Origin of the sequence: Pusillimonas sp. NJUB218 (genome assembly GCF_003788685.1) — a bacterium.
Taxonomy (GTDB): domain Bacteria; phylum Pseudomonadota; class Gammaproteobacteria; order Burkholderiales; family Burkholderiaceae_B; genus Neopusillimonas.
Genome location: NZ_NQMK01000005.1, coordinates 79,504 through 96,894 on the forward strand (window position 1 = coordinate 79,504; position 17,391 = coordinate 96,894).

Consider the following 17,391-nt stretch of genomic DNA (forward strand, 5'->3'; position numbering starts at 1 on the left):
ATACATCGCTGGGTGCATCCCATGATCTATCTATATTCACGCAGTCCTCAACACCCCTAAAAATCCGGAGGAAGTAATGAAAAAACTATTTGCCATGACCGCACTGGGCGCTTGCGCATTGTTTTCGACATCGGCAGTGCTGGCTGCCGAAGCCGGCAAAAACTTGCAGGAAGTGACCTATCTGTTGCCGGCGCCAAAAACGTTGCCCTCGTTTGCGCCCTGGCTGATTGCCGAAAAAGAAGGCTATTTTGCTGATGAAGGTCTGAAGGTCAACTTCGTGACGGGCAAGGGTGGTGTTGATGTGGCCAAGCAAATTGGTGCTGGCAATGCCGTTATTGGCGGCGCCATTGGCGATACGCCTATTATTGTTCGCGCCAACGGTATCCCGGTCAAAGCCGTGGCCGTTCTGGGTGCTGGTTCGTTGACCCTGATAGCTTCACACGCCGACAAGCCCATCAACAAGCCCGCTGACCTGAAAGGCAAAACTATTTCGGTCATGGCCTATACCGATACCACCTACTACGCGCTGCTTGGCACGATGCGTAAAGCTGGCCTGACACGCGAAGACGCCAACATCCAGGCCGCAGGCCCGGCAGGTGTGTGGCAGTTGTTCTCGTCGGGTAAAACCGATGCTATGGCCGGTGTGCCTGACTGGGTGGTCAGTGCTCGTACGGCAGGCACTAAGGTCGATTTAATGCCCGCCAACGAACTGTTCGACAGCATGGCCCAGGCCATTCTGGCCTCAGACGAGTCGATCAAGAATAACCCTGAGCTCATCCAGAAAATGGTTCGCGCCACGCTCAAGGGTATGACACTCATCATGAAAGACACTGACAAGGCCGTGGCTTCTTATGTTGAAGCCAACCCTGCGTTCAAGGGCAAAGAAGGCGAAGTTCGTCAGATTTTCGATCTGTTCAATCAGTACGTGTATGCCAACCAGCAAGTGCCTGGTCAAATGAACGTCGACCGCCTGGCTAAAGTGCAAGACTTTTACGTTTCAGAAGGTGTTGTCAGCAAAGCTTCGAAGCTTGAAGACCTTTACACCAACCAGTTCGTTGGAGCTGGTCAATGAGTCTGGATTCATCCGCGGCCAGTGTTAACGCACCCGTAGGCGCATCCAGTCATCCATCACCTACGAAAGGAGCAGGCATGTCCAAGCATGCATTTACGTTAACTTGTAGTCTGGCCGTCCTGGCCCTCGTGCTGGCCGCTTGGCAGTGGTTGCCAAGCTGGCTGGGCACGCCTGAATACATTTGGCCCAAGTTCACTTCGGTGGTCACCGAAGGGTTCCGGATGTGGCACGATGGCAACCTGGTCGAGCACTTCGGTTACACCGCGCTTGAGGTCGTGCTTGGCTTCATTCTCGGCGCCATGCTGGGTTTGTTCGTGGGTGTGGTGTTGGGCCTGTCGCCCACCACCGAGTCCATTTTGTCCCCTTACATTTTGGCGTTGCAGATCGCCCCGAAAGTTGCGTTTGCTCCGCTGTTTGTAATGTGGATGGGCTACACCATTTACCCCAAGATTCTGGTGGGCATTCTTATCGTGTTTTTCCCCATCATGATCAACGTGTTGTCGGCCATTCGTACGGTTGATCCCGACATGGTCAATCTGGTGCGCACGCTCAATGCGTCGCGTTGGCAGATTTTCCGTCTGGTCGAGTTTCCATCGTCGCTGCCCGCGCTGTTCTCGGGTTTGCGTATTGGTTCAACGCTCGCTGTCATTGGCGTTACCGTGGGCGAACTGGTTGGCGGCAACAAAGGGCTTGGTTTCTTGCTGGTCGACTCTGAAGGCCAGGGGAACACCGCAGGTGTGTTCGTCGCCATCTTCGGGCTGACCGTCATTGGTATTGTGGCGTACGCCCTGGTGGTCTGGGCTGAACGCCGTTGCCTGCACTATGTGCCCAAAGTTAACACTACGACGGTATAAGGAAGCCATCACATGAGCGCAACGAATCACGCCTCAAATGTGGCCGGCAACCTGCTTGCAGGTCGCCGTGTCCTGGTCACGGGCGCAGCCCGTGGCCTGGGACTCGAGTTCGCCCGCCAAGTATTGTCGGCCGGTGCTTCAGTTGTTATTGCCGACATTCTGGCCGACGAGCTGCATGCCGCGGCTGCCGCACTCAAAGCCCAAGGCCATGACGTGCATGCCGTGGTGTTTGACCAAAGCAACCCCGAGTCCATTACGCAGTGCGCCGAGCGCGCGACTGAACTGCTCGGCGGGCTCGACGGTTTGGTCAACAATGCGGCCATTACCAATTCGGGCGGCAAGAATATGGTCGACCTTCAAGCCGACGTATTCGACAAAGTCATGACGGTCAATGTACGGGGTACCTGGCTGATGACGCAGGCCTGCTTGCCGGCACTGCGGGCATCGGGGCAAGGCAGCGTGGTCAACCTGGCTTCCGACACTGCACTCTGGGGCGCACCTAACCTGATGGCTTATGTGGCGAGCAAGGGTGCAGTCATTGCCATGACGCGCTCTATGGCGCGCGAATTGGGCAATGACAACATCACTGTTAACGCCGTCGCGCCGGGCCTGACGTTGGTTGAGGCCACCGAATATGTGCCGCAGCATCGTCATGACCTTTACGAAAACCAGCGGGCCATTCAGCGCCAGCAGGTGCCCGACGACGTCAGTGGCGTGGTGACTTTTCTCTTATCGGGCCTGTCGCGATTCGTGACTGGCCAACTCCTGGCTGTCAATGGCGGCTTTGTCATGCATTAAATCTATAGGTGAGTTTATGAGCGAGCAAGCAGTTAACGATCAACCAACCTGGGTCCGCCCGGAAGGCGCAAGCTTTGAAGACTGGATGACAACGCGTATTGCGCGGTTCTCTACCCGCAAGTACGACTGGGATGCCCTTAAGTTTCAGGCCGATTACGATCCTAAGTACCGTCGCGCGCAAATGCGTTACGTGGGTACTGGTGGTACCGGCGTGGCTGCCGACGTCAACACTGTGCCGTCCGAAAACTTTACGTTCTCGACCATGGTGATCCCGGCTGGTCACGAAGGCCCGTCGCACTTGCACACCGATGTCGAAGAGGTCTTCTTCGTCATTCGCGGCAAACTCAAGCTGATTCTGGAAAAGGATGGCGAACGTTTCGAAACCATTCTGACTGATCGCGATCTGGTATCGGTTCCGCCCGGGGTGTATCGCGAAGAGATCAATATTGGTGACGAAGATGCGTTGATGTGTGTAATGCTTGGTGCCAAAAAGCCCATTACACCTACGTATCCGCCCGAGCACCCGCTGTCGAAAATCAAGCGCGGTTAGTTTAGGTTTTCTTATGCACGACTCGTCCGTTACGCCCGTCGCCGCTGTTTCCGAGCCCGCGTTTACCGCGCGGCGGGTGAGCACGCGTTTGGGCGACGTGGCCATACGCGAGTGCGGCCATGGGCCTCACACCATCGTCCTGTTGCATGGCATCAGTTCTGGTGCGGGCTCGTGGGCGCAGTGCGCAGGGTTGCTGGCCGACCGTGCGCACGTCATTGCCTGGGACGCCCCGGGATATGGCGAGTCTGATCCATTACCTCAGGCGACGCCTTTGGCAACCGACTACGCCGCCCGGCTCGATGCCTTGCTCGATGCGCTTGGTATCTCCGATTGTGTGCTGGTGGGGCATTCGTTGGGTGCCCTGATGGCCGCCGGCTATAGCAGCCTACCCACGTCCAGGGCACGTGCTTATGTGGTGTTCAGCCCAGCTTTGGGTTACGGCGGGTCGCCTCGTGCCGATCAAGTTCGGCAGGGGCGTTTGGCCAACCTCGATCAGTTGGGCATCGCTGGCATGGCCAAAGCATTGCCGGCAAGGCTGCTGTCCGACGCTGCAGACGAGCCGCAAAGGGCGGCAGTCACCGCTAATGCTATGCGTCTGAACCAGGCGGGTTATCGACAGGCAGTCGAATTGCTGTGTGGCGATGACATCAACCGCTACAGTGGCTTTACGCCCGAAAACTGCCGCGTGTACTGCGGAGACAAAGATATCGTGACCACGCCAGAACAGTCGGCGGCCTATGCGCAAACTCATGAGTTAGCTTTTGGGTTGGTCGAAGGCGCTGGTCACGCATGCTATATCGAGCAGCCCGCTCGGGTCGCTGCGTTGATTGGCCAGGCGCTAACAAATAAGACGGGGCGGGCATGAGCGATACTTTGCATGTCGATACCCCAACCGCTACGTCACACGATCGCGTGGCGTGTGCCCATTCAAATACGGAATCGGGTTGGGATGAGGCATCAGTTTCCCAGTTGAACGAGGGCGGCGATACTGCTTTACCGGCGTCGTCTATTTCGATCTCTTCCCCTGCGCTAAGTGATGCCGCCGAAAAAGAGAAAGACAAATACACGGTGCCTGGCCTGGAGCGTGGCCTGCTGATCTTGTCGCAGTTCAGTCGTCACGAACCCGTGCTTTCCGCCCCTGAAATAGCACGCAGGTTGGGTATCCCGCGCTCGACCGTCTTCCGTTTGCTGACCACACTCGAGCAATTGGGTTTTATAGAGCGCGATGCGACAGGCCGTGACTATCGTCTGACGGCTGCGGTGTTGCGATTGGGCTTCGAGCCCATGGCGACCAAAGATTTAACGGAGTTGGCCCGCCCCATACTCGAGCGCCTGCGCGATGTCACGGGTTGCACCTGCAATCTTGTGGTTCGTGATGGCCGCTCGGTGGTGTACGTTGGGCGAGTGGCCCAGCACAGCCCTTACGCCAACACAGTGCATTTGGGGACGCGTTTGCCTGCCCACGCTACCTTGTTTGGTCGCGTATTGTTGCGTGATTTGTCTTTCGAGGCGCTGCAAACTTTATACCCCGAAGAGCGTTTGCATCAGGTGACAGATAAAACACCGGCCACGGTAGCTGAGCTTTACCGCCTGATGCAACACGACAGGCAGACCGATTACGTCTTTGATAAAGACTACTACGAGGCAGGAATTGCGACGTTGGCCGTACCCGTATGGGGTGGCGGTCAAAAAATTATTGCATCGCTGGGCATTACAGTGTCCAGCGCCGACGACGACACGGCGCGGCTGTCGCACCTGGCAAGCCAGGCTTGCCGTGCGGCGCGTGAGCTGTCGGGCTTGCTAGATCACATTGTCATTGCGACAAACTCACAACATTAATGGTTTCAATGCAAGAGGAACACATGATTAACCTTGAAGGAAAGGTCGCAGTCGTCACCGGCGGATCATCCGGTATCGGGCTGGCTACGGTCAGACTGTTGCTGTCGCAGGGCGCCGATGTTGCGCTGTGTGGCCGCAGCGCCGAACGCCTCAATAGCGTGGTGGCCAAGCTGAAGGCTGACTTCCCCGGTCGCCGTATATTTGCACAGGCTTGCGATGTGCTCGACGCTGATCAGGTGCGCACATTTGCAGCCAGCGTGCGCGAGTCGTTGGGTGGCGTGTCGATGCTGATAAATAACGCGGGGCAAGGGCGGTTGTCGACCTTTGCCGACACCGACGATGCTGCATGGGAAGAAGAGCTGCGTCTGAAGTTTTTCTCGGTGATTAACCCCACGCGTGCGTTTTTGCCGGCCCTTGAACAACACGACGACGCGGCGATCGTCTGCGTTAATTCGTTGTTGGCTGCGCAGCCCGAGCCGCACATGGTGGCCACGTCGGCCGCTCGTGCCGGCGTCATGAACCTCGTGCGTTCGATGGCGACTGAGTTCGCTCCCAAAGGCATTCGCGTCAATGGTATTTTGCTTGGCTTGGTCGATTCCGGCCAATGGCGTCGGCGCTTTGAAGCCCGCGAAGACCAGAGCGAAAGCTGGGAAACGTGGTCGCTGAACCTGGCGCGTCGCAAGCATATCCAATTGGGCCGTCTGGGTCGTCCTGAAGAGGCTGCCCGCGCCATTCTGTTCTTAGCCACACCTTTGTCTTCTTATACCACTGGCTCCCATATCGATGTTTCCGGAGGAGTATCCCGCCATGCATAAAACAAACGTAGAAGTAACCGTTGGGGCAGCCATCGCTGCATTCCTGGAAGAGTGCGGGGTCAAGACTGCATTCGGTGTGATTTCGATTCACAATATGCCTATTCTCGACGCCTTCGGCGAGCGCGGTGTTGTTCGGTTCATTCCCGCTCGTGGTGAAGCCGGCGGCACCAACATGGCCGACGCCTATGCGCGTACAACAGGCGAACTGGGCGTGTGTCTGACCAGTACAGGCACCGCAGCCGGTAACGCTTCCGGCGCCATGGTCGAAGCGCTGACGGCGGGCACCCCCATGTTGCACATTACCGGCCAGATCGAAACTCAATACATCGACCAGAATCTTTCTTACATTCACGAAGCACCCGACCAACTGACGATGTTGCATGCGGTGTCTAAAGCAGCGTTTCGTGTGCGCAGCGCCGAGACTGCGCTCAGCACCATCAAGCACGCCGTACAAATCGCCATGACGGCGCCGACTGGCCCGGTCAGTGTCGAAATCCCGATCGATATTCAAGGCGCACTGATTGCCATGCCGACCGACCTGCGCCCGCTTGAGGTGCCGGTTTACCAACCTGCCGAGGCCGCGCTCGATCGCTTGGCCGAACGTCTGGCCGGCGCCAAGCGCCCGTTGCTGTGGCTGGGTGGCGGTGCACGTCACGCAGGCAAGGCCGTGCAACGTCTGATGGCACTTGGCTTTGGTGTGGTTACGAGTACACAGGGTCGCGGCATTGTTCCCGAAGACCACCCTCAATCGTTGGGCGCATTTAACCTGCACAAGCCCGTCGAGGCGTTTTACCAAACCTGCGATGCCATGGTCGTTGTGGGTTCGCGCTTGCGCGGTAACGAGACCCTCAAGTATCAGCTGAAGCTGCCGCGCCCGCTGTATCGCGTTGATGCCGATCCGGCGTCTGAAGGCCGCTGCTACGAAACAGATGCTTTCGTGCATGGTGACGCTTTGTTGGTGCTCGAAGGGCTGGCTAATCGTCTGGAAGGCAAGCTGTCCGTCGACCCAGCGTTCCAGGCTGATCTTGCCGCAGCCAAGCAGGCCGCTGTAGCGGGTTTGGTCGACGGCCTTGGCCCTTATGCCAAATTGGTTAGCGAACTGCAGTCGGCAGTCGGTAAAAACTTTAACTGGGTGCGCGACGTTACCGTTTCCAACAGTACCTGGGGTAACCGTTATCTGTATCTGAACGATGCGAAGGCCGGCGTTCATGCTTTAGGTGGCGGTATCGGCCAAGGCTTGGCAATGGGCATCGGCGCCGCCATTGGTGCCGCGCAGACGCAATCGGGTAAAAAGACCTGGACGCTTGCTGGCGACGGTGGCTTCATCCTTAACCTGGGTGAAATGGCTACGGCTGTGCAAGAGAAGGCCGATATGGTCATCGTGCTGATGAACGACAAAGGTTATGGCGTAATCAAGAACATCCAGGATGCGCAGTATGGCGGTCGTCGTCATTATGTTGACCTGCACACCCCCGACTACGCCAAGCTGTGCGAAGCCATTGCCATGCCTCATGTTCGGGTTTCGAAGCTCGAAGACCTTGGTGCCGCATTAAGCCGTGCAAATGCGCAAACCGGTCCGTTCATGATCGAGATCGACATGCTGTCTATCGGCAAATTTAAAACGGCTTTTGCAGGGCCACCCGTTAACCAGCCCGAGCCCATCACGCTCAGCTCGTAAGGGGTCGTTATGTCTGTTCAACGTATTGCCATGGTGGGCTTTGGCGCGATTGGCCAGTCGGTGTTCGATTTGATCGCCGACGAGCCGCGCCTGGCCCTGACTCGCATTATTGTGCCTGAGGGTCATCAAGACGAAGCGCGTACAAAGTTGGGTGACAGTGCGCGCGGTGCCCAAGTAACGGTCGCCGCTGCGCTAGATTTGCTTAATGACCGCCCCGACTTACTGGTCGAATGCGCTGGCCACAGTGCTATCGAAACGCACGTGCTGCCGGCCCTGAAGGCCGGTGTGCCTTGCATGGTGGTTTCTATTGGCGCGCTGTCAGAGCCCGGCTTGCCCGAGGCGCTGGAAGCGGCCGCTAAGGCCGGCGACACACAAGTGCATTTGCTGTCGGGTGCCATTGGCGGTATTGATGCGTTGGCGGCCGCCCGCGTTGCAGGGCTTGACTCGGTAACTTACGTTGGGCGCAAGCCGCCTTTGGGTTGGTTGGGCACGCCCGCCGAAGACAAGCTGGATCTGCGTAACCTGAAAGAAAAAGCGTTGTTCTTTGAGGGTTCGGCACGCGATGCGGCGCGTTTATATCCTAAAAACGCCAACGTAGCCGCCACGCTCTCGTTGGCGGGCATCGGTCTTGACCGTACCACCGTGCAGTTGTACGCCGACCCAACGGTTTCCGAAAACATTCATTACTACGAGGCGCAGGGTGCGTTTGGTTTTATGGGCGTTACGTTAAAAGGTAAGCCGTTGGCCAGCAACCCCAAAACCTCGGCGCTTACGGTGTACAGCGTCGTTCGTGCGCTCAAAAACCGTGTTGCGGCCGTTGCCGTTTAGCCTTGTATTCAAAGGGAAGTCATGAATAAACCCGATGTATTGCCCGTTTGGGCTGATGCGCAGCCTATTTGCATTGCCGGTGAATGGCGCTTGGGGCAGGGCAACACCTACGCCACTCACTACCCCGCCACCGGCGAGGTCGTCGCTACGTTGAATGCGGCCAGCCCTGACGACGTCGAGGCGGCGATTCAAGGCGCCCAGAAAGCCTTCGAAACCAGCGGCTGGGCACAACGCAAACCCCACGAGCGTGCTGCGGTGTTGTATCGCATTGCACAGCTTATTCGCGAAAAAGCCGAGCATCTTGCCCAGCTGCAACGACTGGATAACGGCAAGCCCATCAACGAAACCCGTGCCCTGGTGGCCAGCGCTGCCGGTACATTCCAGTTTTTTGCGTCAGCATGCGAAACCCTGGAGGACACCATCACGCCGTCGCGTGGCGACTTCATGTCTATGAGTGTCTACGAACCCATGGGCGTCGTGGCGGCTATCACACCCTGGAATTCGCCCATCGCCAGCGAGGCGCAGAAGATGGCGCCTGCTTTGGCGGGCGGTAACGCGGTCGTTGTGAAACCGGCTGAAATTACCCCCTTGATGGCGCTCGAACTGGCTCGTATTTGCGATGAGGCAGGTTTGCCTAAGGGGCTGGTCAGCGTATTGCCCGGCAAGGGCTCGGTCATTGGTGATCTGATCACTCGGCATCCGCTGGTACGACGGGTTTCATTTACCGGTGGGACCTCCGTAGGCCGACACATTGCCGGTATTGCTGCCGATAAGTTCATGCCCGCCTCTCTCGAACTGGGTGGCAAGTCGCCGACAATGGTGCTGGAAGATGCTGATCTGGATCACGCGGTGGCTGGTGTGTTGTATGGTATTTTCAGTTCGTCGGGCGAGTCGTGTATTGCCGGTTCTCGTTTGTTCGTGGCCCGCGCGGTCTACGACGAGTTCTTGTCCCGCCTGGTGGCAGGGGCCAAGCAATTGCGGGTAGGCGATCCAGCCGACGAAAGCACTCAAATGGGGCCGCTTATCAGCGACAGCCATCGTGCATCGGTTGAGCGCTACGTAAAAATCGGTGTAGAAGAGGGTGGCCGCGTGTTGTGCGGTGGCCAACGTCCCGCAGGCGAACTTTACGAGAAAGGCAGTTACTACCTGCCCACCATTATCGAAGGCTTGGACAACAGCAAAACCATTTGCCAGGAAGAAATTTTCGGGCCGGTGTTGGTGGTGATGCCTTTTGACAATATTGACGATCTTGTAGAACAGGCGAACGACAGCGTTTATGCGCTGGCCGCCGGTATCTGGACACAAGACTATAAAAAGGCCTGGTCATTGGCCAAGGCCGTTAAAGCCGGCAATGTGTGGATCAACACCTATAAAGTGTTTTCTATTTCAACGCCTTTTGGCGGTTGGCGCGACAGCGGCCTGGGCCGCGAAAAAGGCCGTCAAGGTATTTTGCAGTACATGGAACAGAAAAGCGTGTACTGGGGCATGAACGAACAACCGTTGCCTTGGGCAGGGGTATAGCACCAACGGGCAGGGCGTGTCGGGCAATGGCCTGCTGCGCCCCAAACCGTTCGGGGTTGCACTATTCGAAGGAATTGAAATGGATGTACTAGGAATCGACGAAATTACGTATGGTGCCGATGATTTTGACACCTGCCGCAAATTCTTTGCCGACTGGGGCCTGACGCTCAAGTCTGATAGCGAGCAAAAACTGGTGTTTTCGACGCTGAATGGTTGTCTGGTTAACGTCGTGAAAGCCAACGACCCAGACTACCCGGCCCCTATCGAAGCCGGCCCAACCTTGCGCCATGTGGTGTGGGGCGTGTCGTCTGACGACGTTGTCGAACGCTTTGCCGGTCGCCTGGCCGACGTGGCGGGCTTTAAGCACGACAGTGGTCGAGTGTCTTGTATCGACCCTAACGGCATGTTGGTCAGCTTTCAAAAAACGCGCAAGCACGACGTTAGCGTCGATTGTGGTGAAAGCAATACCTGGAACAGTAAGCCGCGTATCAACGCACGTAGCCCGGTGTACGAACGTGCCCAGCCCATCGAAGTGGGTCACGTTGTGTTCTTCGTCAGCGACGTTGCGGCTGTCGAGCAGTTTTATGCCGAAAAATTCGGTTTTGTCCCGTCCGATCGCTATCCCGGTCGCGGTGTATTCATGCGTTGCGACGCCGACGGCGGCCACCACGACTTGTTTCTGCTGCAAACCCCTGATAAAAAGGTCGGCCTGAACCACGTGGCCTTTGCAGTGCGCGACATTCATGAAGTGTTCGGCGGTGGTTTGCATTTCGATCGTTGCGGCTGGAAAACCCAGCTCGGCCCCGGCCGTCACCCCATCTCATCAGCTTATTTCTGGTACTTCGTTAACCCCGCTGGCGGGCTGATTGAATACTACGCCGACGAAGATCAATTAACCGATGCCTGGGAGCCCCGTGAGTTCGAACCCGGCCCCACACGCTTTGCTGAGTGGGCAGTTGACGGCGGACTGGATGGCAATACTCGTCGCCAGAAGAATGTCGCTGCGCCCGAAGGCAAGTTTCTAACCGATCGCAAATAAGCGTAATTGCAGTCGCTACCGCAGCGTTGGTAGGTTAATTTAGAACGCGCCGCACGCTGAAACGCAAAACCCCCAATGTCATTATCCGACATTGGGGGTTTTTGGCATTTATACGGCATCTAACCCTGTCCTGATAGCCCTCAGAGCCCCCCAGAGCCGCACAGCATCTTTCACTAAAGCCCCAGAACATCAAATGCATTGGCGCTTTGGTTACGTGTTATGCAAGTAAGGGTGGCCCGCAATAAAAAAACCGGGTAAATGCCTTCGGCATCACCCGGTTAAAAACTCAAATCTACGGTACTTCTGTTACTACAACGAAGCAAAGCTTCGTTTTAAACCTTAATCAACCGATGAAACCGGTCGGGAACGAGCCCGACCGGATCACCAAGGTGATTAGAAGTTGTGGCGAACACCAGTCATGAAGGCAGTTTGGTTGTTGCCAGCTGCAGGTGTGTAGGCCTGTGCACCGATCGAACCGGAGTTCGCCGCGCTGTTAGCTACACCGCTGTTGTTGACGAAAGCTGCCGAAGCGTAAACCGAAGTGCGCTTGGACAGTGCGTACTTGACGCGTGCAACGTACAACATCGACTTCGAGCTTTCCGAAGCGTTCTTGAATTTGATGTAGTTAACCGAGCCGTCGATAGTAACAGCTGGTGTCAGGGCGTAAGCTGCACCCAGCGACCAGAGGTCTGAGCGATCACCGAGGTTGTAGTTTTGTGTTGCGCCGTTTACGATGCGGCTTGAGGAGCCGATAGTGCCGTCAGTGTTACGGTTGATGTAAACAAGGCCCAATTTCAAGGCGTCGAACTTAGCCCATGCATTGAATGCCACGCGACGGTCTTCGTCTTGAGTGTTGGTCAAGCCCGAACCACGCCAGTTTGTGCCGTCACCGCCTTTCAGGACGTCGATAGCGACGTTAGCACCCCAAGTGGCGGCGTCGTAGCCCAGCATAGCGCTGTAGGACGAGCAAGCATTTTCTTGGCTGTAGTTTACGTCGCAACCGCCAGCAGCATCACGGCCTTTAGCGTAGGAAGCGCCGAGCGTCACGCCCGAGAACGTACCACGGTAAGTGATGGCGTTGTCTTGACGACGATCGGGAATGTAGCCATCGAGGCCGCCCAGACCATGAGCGTTGGGGCCCATGATGTCGGAGTTGAGCATGGACCAGAACAGCATGCTGTATTGACGACCCAATGCAACTTGACCCCAGTCGCCTTTCAGGCCGACCCAGGCTTCACGACCGAACAAACGGCCACCTTGGTTGGAGCTACCGACGGCCGAGTTAAAGCCCGATTCCAGTTTGAAAACAGCTTCGAGGTTGTCGCTGATTTTTTCGGAACCGCGCAGGCCCCACATGGAAGGCCAGGAGTTAGTCTGAGTGTTGAAACCGGTGTAGTTGTTTTCGCCGGTACCAATGTTATTGGTGTAGTTGATAGCGGTATCAATCGTACCGTACAGGGTCACGCTAGTGCCTTGAGCGGCAACCAGTGCGGGGAACGAGAGGGCCAGGCCCACGGTGAGTGCTTTTAACTTCATTGGTTAGTTCTCCAACGTTGATGAAAATGTATGCCGTTTGGCGGCACTGTTTTTAGTAATGCAACCAACTGCGTCACTTTACTACGGACTGTAAAAACTTCGCACCAAGAAAAGCAGTTGCTGTTGGGTTAGAAACCCGGCAACACGACTGCAAAAAAATGAGAATTACCCCTGAACTGCTATTTTTGTTATGACGTATTTGCTTGATAGCACTACGTTTCTTGAGCGTTGAAGTGAGTGTACGGACAGGGGTTTGTGACGACGATAAGGGTAAACCCTTTTTTGTTCACGGATGTGTTGTAAAAACAACGTAATTGTGACGTTTTGGTGAATAGCGCCACGATTGTGACGCTATTCTGCTGTTTTTTTACGACAAGTTAGCGTCGGCGTAAAACAACAAAAACACTGATAAGCGCCAGGGCGACGAACAAAGCCAGAGCCCAAATGGCGTATTCGACGCCCAGTAAATGAACGCGGGCATCGGCACATGTGGCATAAATGCCAAACAGCCAGGGCAGGGCGGCCTCTAGCCCTGACTGAGCCATGAAGCGGTCGGCAAAGGTCAGATCGCACGAGAACAGTTTGGCTGCAACGGTGTACTGATACCAGGCTGACAATATGCCGCCCAAACTCAAGAGTAATGTGATCAAAGCGCTAAGTTTTTGCAGGACGCCAGGCCCTTTGCCCAAACTACCCAGCCAGGCAACCACAGCAATCGCAATAAAGATAACGCGCTGGAATACGCACCAGGCGCAGGGGCGCATATCGAAATAATGCTGAGACACTAGTGCAACGGCGACAGCAAGCACTGAAAGAAAGGCGACAAGGCGAAGCAGGGTACGGGACGTAGGCAGCATATTTAATCTGATTCTAAAGAGGTCATGTGCGCCGTGCTTTTCGGTACAGCGGCACTTGCGTTGGAAATCGTTAATTTAAAAGCGTGTAGCAAGCGTTATCTGTGGCTAACTGGGGAATGGTCGGCGACAGAACCTGTATGTGTCGAAAGCGCGTCAGACAACGCCCTGCGACACGGTATTAGCCGCCATCGTTTAATTGCCCCAGCAAGTTACGTTCAAACTGCAATTGCGCGCGGGGGTGTTCAAGAACGTCGCCCTCAATAATAAATACGTCTTCGACACGGTCGCCCAGGGTAAGCACTTTGGCCATTTTCAGGTCGATGGCGTGGCGCGCAAAAACACGGGCCAGACTATACAACAAGCCAGGGCGATCAGATGAAGTAATAGCCAAGCGCCACGACTTTGAGTTTTCGTCGGGCTCAAGCGCAATATTGGGGACAATCGGAAATACACGAGACCGCCGTGACATGCGTTTGCGTAAGACTTCGGCAGGGCGCTCGGGCGGGAGCGGCTGGTTTTGTTTAAGTGCATCGGCCAGCTCGTGCTCGATCAGGCTCGCCCACGAGCGGTAATCGGTGTCGTGCTGCGGCAGCAAGACAATAAAGCTGTCCAACGCCCACCCGTGGCGTGTGGTGTGAATACGGGCGTCTTGAATGCTTAATGTATGTTGGTCGAAATACCCGCATATCGCCACGAACAGGTCGGGGCGGTCTTTGATATAGACCATGATTTGAAGCCCCTGGTTTTGGCCAATGACACGCGCTTTGACAACGGGTTCGTCAGTATCCACCCGATGATACAAATGGCGGGTGTGCCAGGCAATTTCGGCGGCATCGTGACGTAAGAAATAAGCAACGTCGAGCTGCCGCCAAAAAGCTTCGCGCGCTTCGTCGCGCAGCCCAAGCAAACGGATCTCTGCTGCAGCAGCCTCTTTGCGCTGGGTCAGTACAGTACCGGTATCGGGGGGTGTGCCCCCCAGTGCGTCGTGTGTCAGGTGATACAGGTCTTCAAGCAGTTTGCCTTTCCAAGAGTTCCATACCTTGGGGCTGGTGCCTCGAATGTCGGCTACCGTTAGCAGGTAAAGTGCGGCCAGTCGTCGTTCGCTGTTCACGCGCCGGGCAAATTCGTGAACGGTGCGCGGGTCGGACAAGTCGCGCTTTTGCGCAAACGTCGACATGGTCAAGTGTTCGCGCACCAAAAATACAACCAGGTCGGTGTCTTCTGTCGATACGCCATGCTGACGACAAAAGCGTTTGACATCTTTGGCGCCTAACTCGGAGTGATCGCCGCCCCGGCCTTTGGCAATATCATGATAAAGCGCTGCTATATATAGCAGCCAATGCCTGTCCATGTCGGCAATCAGCTGGCTGGCCAGCGGATACTCTTGCGCATGTTCGGGCATGGTAAACCGGCGCAAATTGCGAATAACGCGCAAGGTGTGTTGGTCTACCGTATAGGCGTGGAACAAGTCGTGCTGCATCTGCCCCACAATCTTGCGAAATTCGGGCAGGTAACGCGGCAAAATATTCAGTAGGGTCATGCGACGCAGGGCATGCACAATACCGCGCGGCTGCTGCAATATTTGCATGAACAGGTAACGGTTGACCGGGTTGCGTCGGAACTGGGTGTCGATCAATCGGCGGGCATGCCACATGGCGCGCATAACTTGCGCCGACAGGCCGGTCAGTTCGGGGCGTTCTTGCACCGCCAAAAAAGCCTTGAGCAGTAGCGTAGGGTTGCGTTCGAACGCATCGGGGCGACGAATATCCAGCCGGTTATGAATGACGCTGAAGTCGTCGTCGATCGGGGTTGCTTTTACATCCGGCGAGGCAAATAAACGCTCTTCGAATGTCTGCATCAGAATGGTATTTAGCTGGTTAACCACGCGTGCCGCCCAATAGTAGCGCTGCATCAGCAGTTCGCTGGCCCGGCGTGTTTTGGTGGCTTCGAAGCGGTAAATTTTGGCTAGTGCCGGTTGCAGGTCAAACAGCAGGCGGTCTTCGCGACGCCTCGCCAGCAGATGCAATTCTATGCGCAGCCGTTTAAAAGCCAGTTCGGCGCGACGCAGCGCGCGATACTCGGCCGGGGTCAGCAGGTCGGTCTGGCCGATTTCTTGCCAGGTTTGCCCAATTCCCGAGGCCTGCGCTATCCATAATATGACCATCAGGTCGCGCAGGCCGCCGGGCGCTTCTTTGCAATTGGGCTCAAGTGAATAGGGCGTATCTTGGTGTCGCGCATGGCGCTGCTGCATTTCGGCGCGTTTGGCCTGGAAAAATGCTTGTGGATCGCGCTGGTCGGCCATTGCCGTTTGCAGTGAAGCGAGGAGCGGCTTGCTGCCCGCTAGCCATCGAACCTCCATTAGCGCGGTTTCAACGGTAATATCGTTGGCAGCCTCGCGCTGGCAGTCGGCCAGGGTGCGAACGCTATGACCGACGTCGAAGCCCAGATCCCAAAGTGCGGTTACCAGGGCTTCAAGGCGAACCCGATCCACGCTGTCGGGTTCGCGGGCGAGCAGTATCAGTAGGTCAATATCGGAGTAGGGGTACAGCTCGCCTCGACCATACCCGCCAACAGCCGCCAAGCAGGCGCCTGGTGGCAGTGGGTTAATTTTTAGAATGTCGCGCAGGGTCTGGTCGGTTACGCGTCGCAAGCCGCCCAGCAGCTTTTCGGGCCGTAGGTGTTTTCGATAGCTCTCAATGACCTCGTTGCGCCGCTGGGTGTAGTGTTCTCGCAGGTCGTTCAGGCGGGCAGGGGTCATTTTTTGATGGCAAAAAAATTAAGGTGGTTAAGCCGTCCTGCCGCCACATGCTCTGTATTTAGTGCAATACAGGAAAAATCGAGAACGATGTCGTATGCTGCACGTGCCGGCGCAAGCGTTAGGGTTGGCCCACAAAGGCAGGTGGGGCGGGCATGCCGGGCGAAGCCGTGAGTATTTCGTATCCGGTGTCGGTGACGAGCACGCTGTGTTCCCATTGGGCGGACAGGCTGTGGTCGCGCGTGACGACTGTCCAGCCGTCGGCCAACTGACGGATGTCGCGGCGGCCGGCGTTAATCATGGGTTCGACCGTGAAAATCATGCCGGGTTCAAGTGTAATGCCGGTGCCTGCCTTGCCGTAGTGCAAAATTTGGGGGTCTTGGTGAAATTTCTGGCCTACGCCATGGCCGCAGTATTCTCGTACGACCGAGAACCCTTGTTTTTCTGCATGCTTTTGTATGGCCGACCCGATGTCCCCCAGTTTATTGCCAGGCTTGACTTGTTCGATACCCAGCCACATGCAGTCGTAGGTGGTTTCGACCAAGCGACGCGCCAAGATAGATGGTTCGCCTACAAAAAACATACGGCTGGTGTCGCCAAACCACCCGTCTTTAATTACGGTGACGTCTATATTGATGATGTCGCCGTTTTTTAAGACCTTGTCGCCGGGAATGCCGTGGCAAATGACATGATTGACTGATGCGCAAATGGCGCCCGGAAACGGCGGGTACCCCGGCGGTGCATAGCCGATAGTGGCCGACTTAACTTTTAGTTCGTTGGTAATGAAGTCGACACACAAGCGATCGAGTTCGCCGGTGGTGACGCCCGGTTTGACGTGAGGCGTCAGAAAGTCGAGCGTTTGGGCTGCCGCTTGGCAGGCCGCGCGCATTTTATCCAGGTCGATTGGGTCGGTGACTAAAGGGGTGGTCATGTGCAACTTGAGCCTATGGGTAAAAAGATAGTAGAATTATAGGCTTTCCTGAATTTAGTGACTGTTGGTTGGCGTGGCCGGGGTTAAATATCTTGGCGGGCCTTTGGCTTAATAACTCGGTAGGCCTTTGGCTTAACTGAGGCAACCAGGTCGGTAAATAGCAGGAAAACACTTTTGTTTATTTTAAATCGCGTGCCCGGCCACCTTAGGGTGTTTGCGCGGGGCCCGAACTGACGTTTTTTAACGTCTTGGTCTGGCTAGTTTAGTCCAGGCCTGCGGGCCGCTTGCAAATACAGGTTGGGTACAAGACCAAACCCT

Annotated in this window: 15 protein-coding genes; 11 read left to right on the top strand and 4 right to left on the bottom strand. The window is 56.1% G+C overall.

All coding sequences use genetic code 11. The annotated features are described in order from the left end of the window. Positions 1–76: 76 nt before the first annotated feature. The 11 genes from CHR62_RS08045 (at position 77) to CHR62_RS08095 (ending at position 10,994) form a co-directional block, all read left to right on the top strand. Positions 77–1,072, top strand: a complete 996-nt coding sequence (locus CHR62_RS08045; protein ID WP_093970195.1) for an ABC transporter substrate-binding protein — start codon at positions 77–79, stop codon at positions 1,070–1,072. Positions 1,073–1,149: 77 nt separating this feature from the next. After that, on the top strand, positions 1,150–1,926 hold the full coding sequence (locus CHR62_RS08050) for an ABC transporter permease (RefSeq protein WP_233574914.1): 777 nt from the start codon (positions 1,150–1,152) through the stop codon (positions 1,924–1,926). A 12-nt stretch (positions 1,927–1,938) separates the two neighbouring features. Then, entirely contained in the window at positions 1,939–2,724 is a 786-nt protein-coding gene (locus tag CHR62_RS08055; protein ID WP_123660574.1) for an SDR family oxidoreductase, read from the top strand. 16 nt (positions 2,725–2,740) lie between these two features. Beyond that, positions 2,741–3,274 carry a cupin domain-containing protein gene (locus tag CHR62_RS08060; RefSeq protein ID WP_093970192.1) on the top strand — a complete coding sequence of 178 codons (534 nt, stop codon included), beginning with the start codon at positions 2,741–2,743 and terminating at the stop codon, positions 3,272–3,274. Positions 3,275–3,287: 13 nt separating this feature from the next. Next, positions 3,288–4,139, top strand: coding sequence for an alpha/beta fold hydrolase (locus CHR62_RS08065; protein WP_123660575.1), 852 nt, complete (start codon positions 3,288–3,290; stop codon positions 4,137–4,139). Then, complete coding sequence (locus tag CHR62_RS08070) at positions 4,136–5,113, top strand: IclR family transcriptional regulator (RefSeq protein WP_123660576.1); 978 nt, start codon at positions 4,136–4,138, stop codon at positions 5,111–5,113. Before CHR62_RS08065 ends, CHR62_RS08070 begins: the two co-directional genes overlap by 4 nt. A gap of 23 nt (positions 5,114–5,136) precedes the next feature. Next, positions 5,137–5,928: an SDR family oxidoreductase gene (locus CHR62_RS08075; protein WP_093970189.1), complete on the top strand. Its 792-nt coding sequence runs from the start codon at positions 5,137–5,139 to the stop codon at positions 5,926–5,928. Beyond that, the gene (locus tag CHR62_RS08080; RefSeq protein ID WP_123660577.1) at positions 5,921–7,606 is read left to right on the top strand and encodes a thiamine pyrophosphate-binding protein; all 1,686 of its coding nucleotides are present in this window, start codon (positions 5,921–5,923) and stop codon (positions 7,604–7,606) included. Before CHR62_RS08075 ends, CHR62_RS08080 begins: the two co-directional genes overlap by 8 nt. 9 nt (positions 7,607–7,615) lie before the next feature. Further along, positions 7,616–8,434: an aspartate dehydrogenase gene (locus tag CHR62_RS08085; protein WP_123660578.1), complete on the top strand. Its 819-nt coding sequence runs from the start codon at positions 7,616–7,618 to the stop codon at positions 8,432–8,434. A 21-nt stretch (positions 8,435–8,455) separates the two neighbouring features. Then, positions 8,456–9,955 carry an aldehyde dehydrogenase gene (locus CHR62_RS08090; RefSeq protein ID WP_123660579.1) on the top strand — a complete coding sequence of 500 codons (1,500 nt, stop codon included), beginning with the start codon at positions 8,456–8,458 and terminating at the stop codon, positions 9,953–9,955. A gap of 79 nt (positions 9,956–10,034) precedes the next feature. Further along, positions 10,035–10,994: a VOC family protein gene (locus CHR62_RS08095; protein WP_093970523.1), complete on the top strand. Its 960-nt coding sequence runs from the start codon at positions 10,035–10,037 to the stop codon at positions 10,992–10,994. 393 nt (positions 10,995–11,387) lie between these two features. Here CHR62_RS08095 and CHR62_RS08100 read toward each other — a convergent pair whose 3' ends face one another. The 4 genes from CHR62_RS08100 to map all read right to left on the bottom strand — a co-directional run bounded on the left by CHR62_RS08100 (position 11,388) and on the right by map (position 17,073). Next, positions 11,388–12,530 (bottom strand): porin, encoded by a 1,143-nt coding sequence (locus CHR62_RS08100; RefSeq protein WP_123660580.1) that lies wholly within the window; start codon positions 12,528–12,530, stop codon positions 11,388–11,390. A gap of 377 nt (positions 12,531–12,907) precedes the next feature. Continuing rightward, the gene (locus CHR62_RS08105; RefSeq protein WP_123660581.1) at positions 12,908–13,387 is read right to left on the bottom strand and encodes a disulfide bond formation protein B; all 480 of its coding nucleotides are present in this window, start codon (positions 13,385–13,387) and stop codon (positions 12,908–12,910) included. Between the two features lie 178 nt (positions 13,388–13,565). Then, positions 13,566–16,145, bottom strand: coding sequence for a [protein-PII] uridylyltransferase (locus CHR62_RS08110; protein WP_123660582.1), 2,580 nt, complete (start codon positions 16,143–16,145; stop codon positions 13,566–13,568). Between the two features lie 118 nt (positions 16,146–16,263). Continuing rightward, positions 16,264–17,073: a type I methionyl aminopeptidase gene (gene map, locus CHR62_RS08115; protein WP_093970182.1), complete on the bottom strand. Its 810-nt coding sequence runs from the start codon at positions 17,071–17,073 to the stop codon at positions 16,264–16,266. Positions 17,074–17,391: the final 318 nt, after the last annotated feature.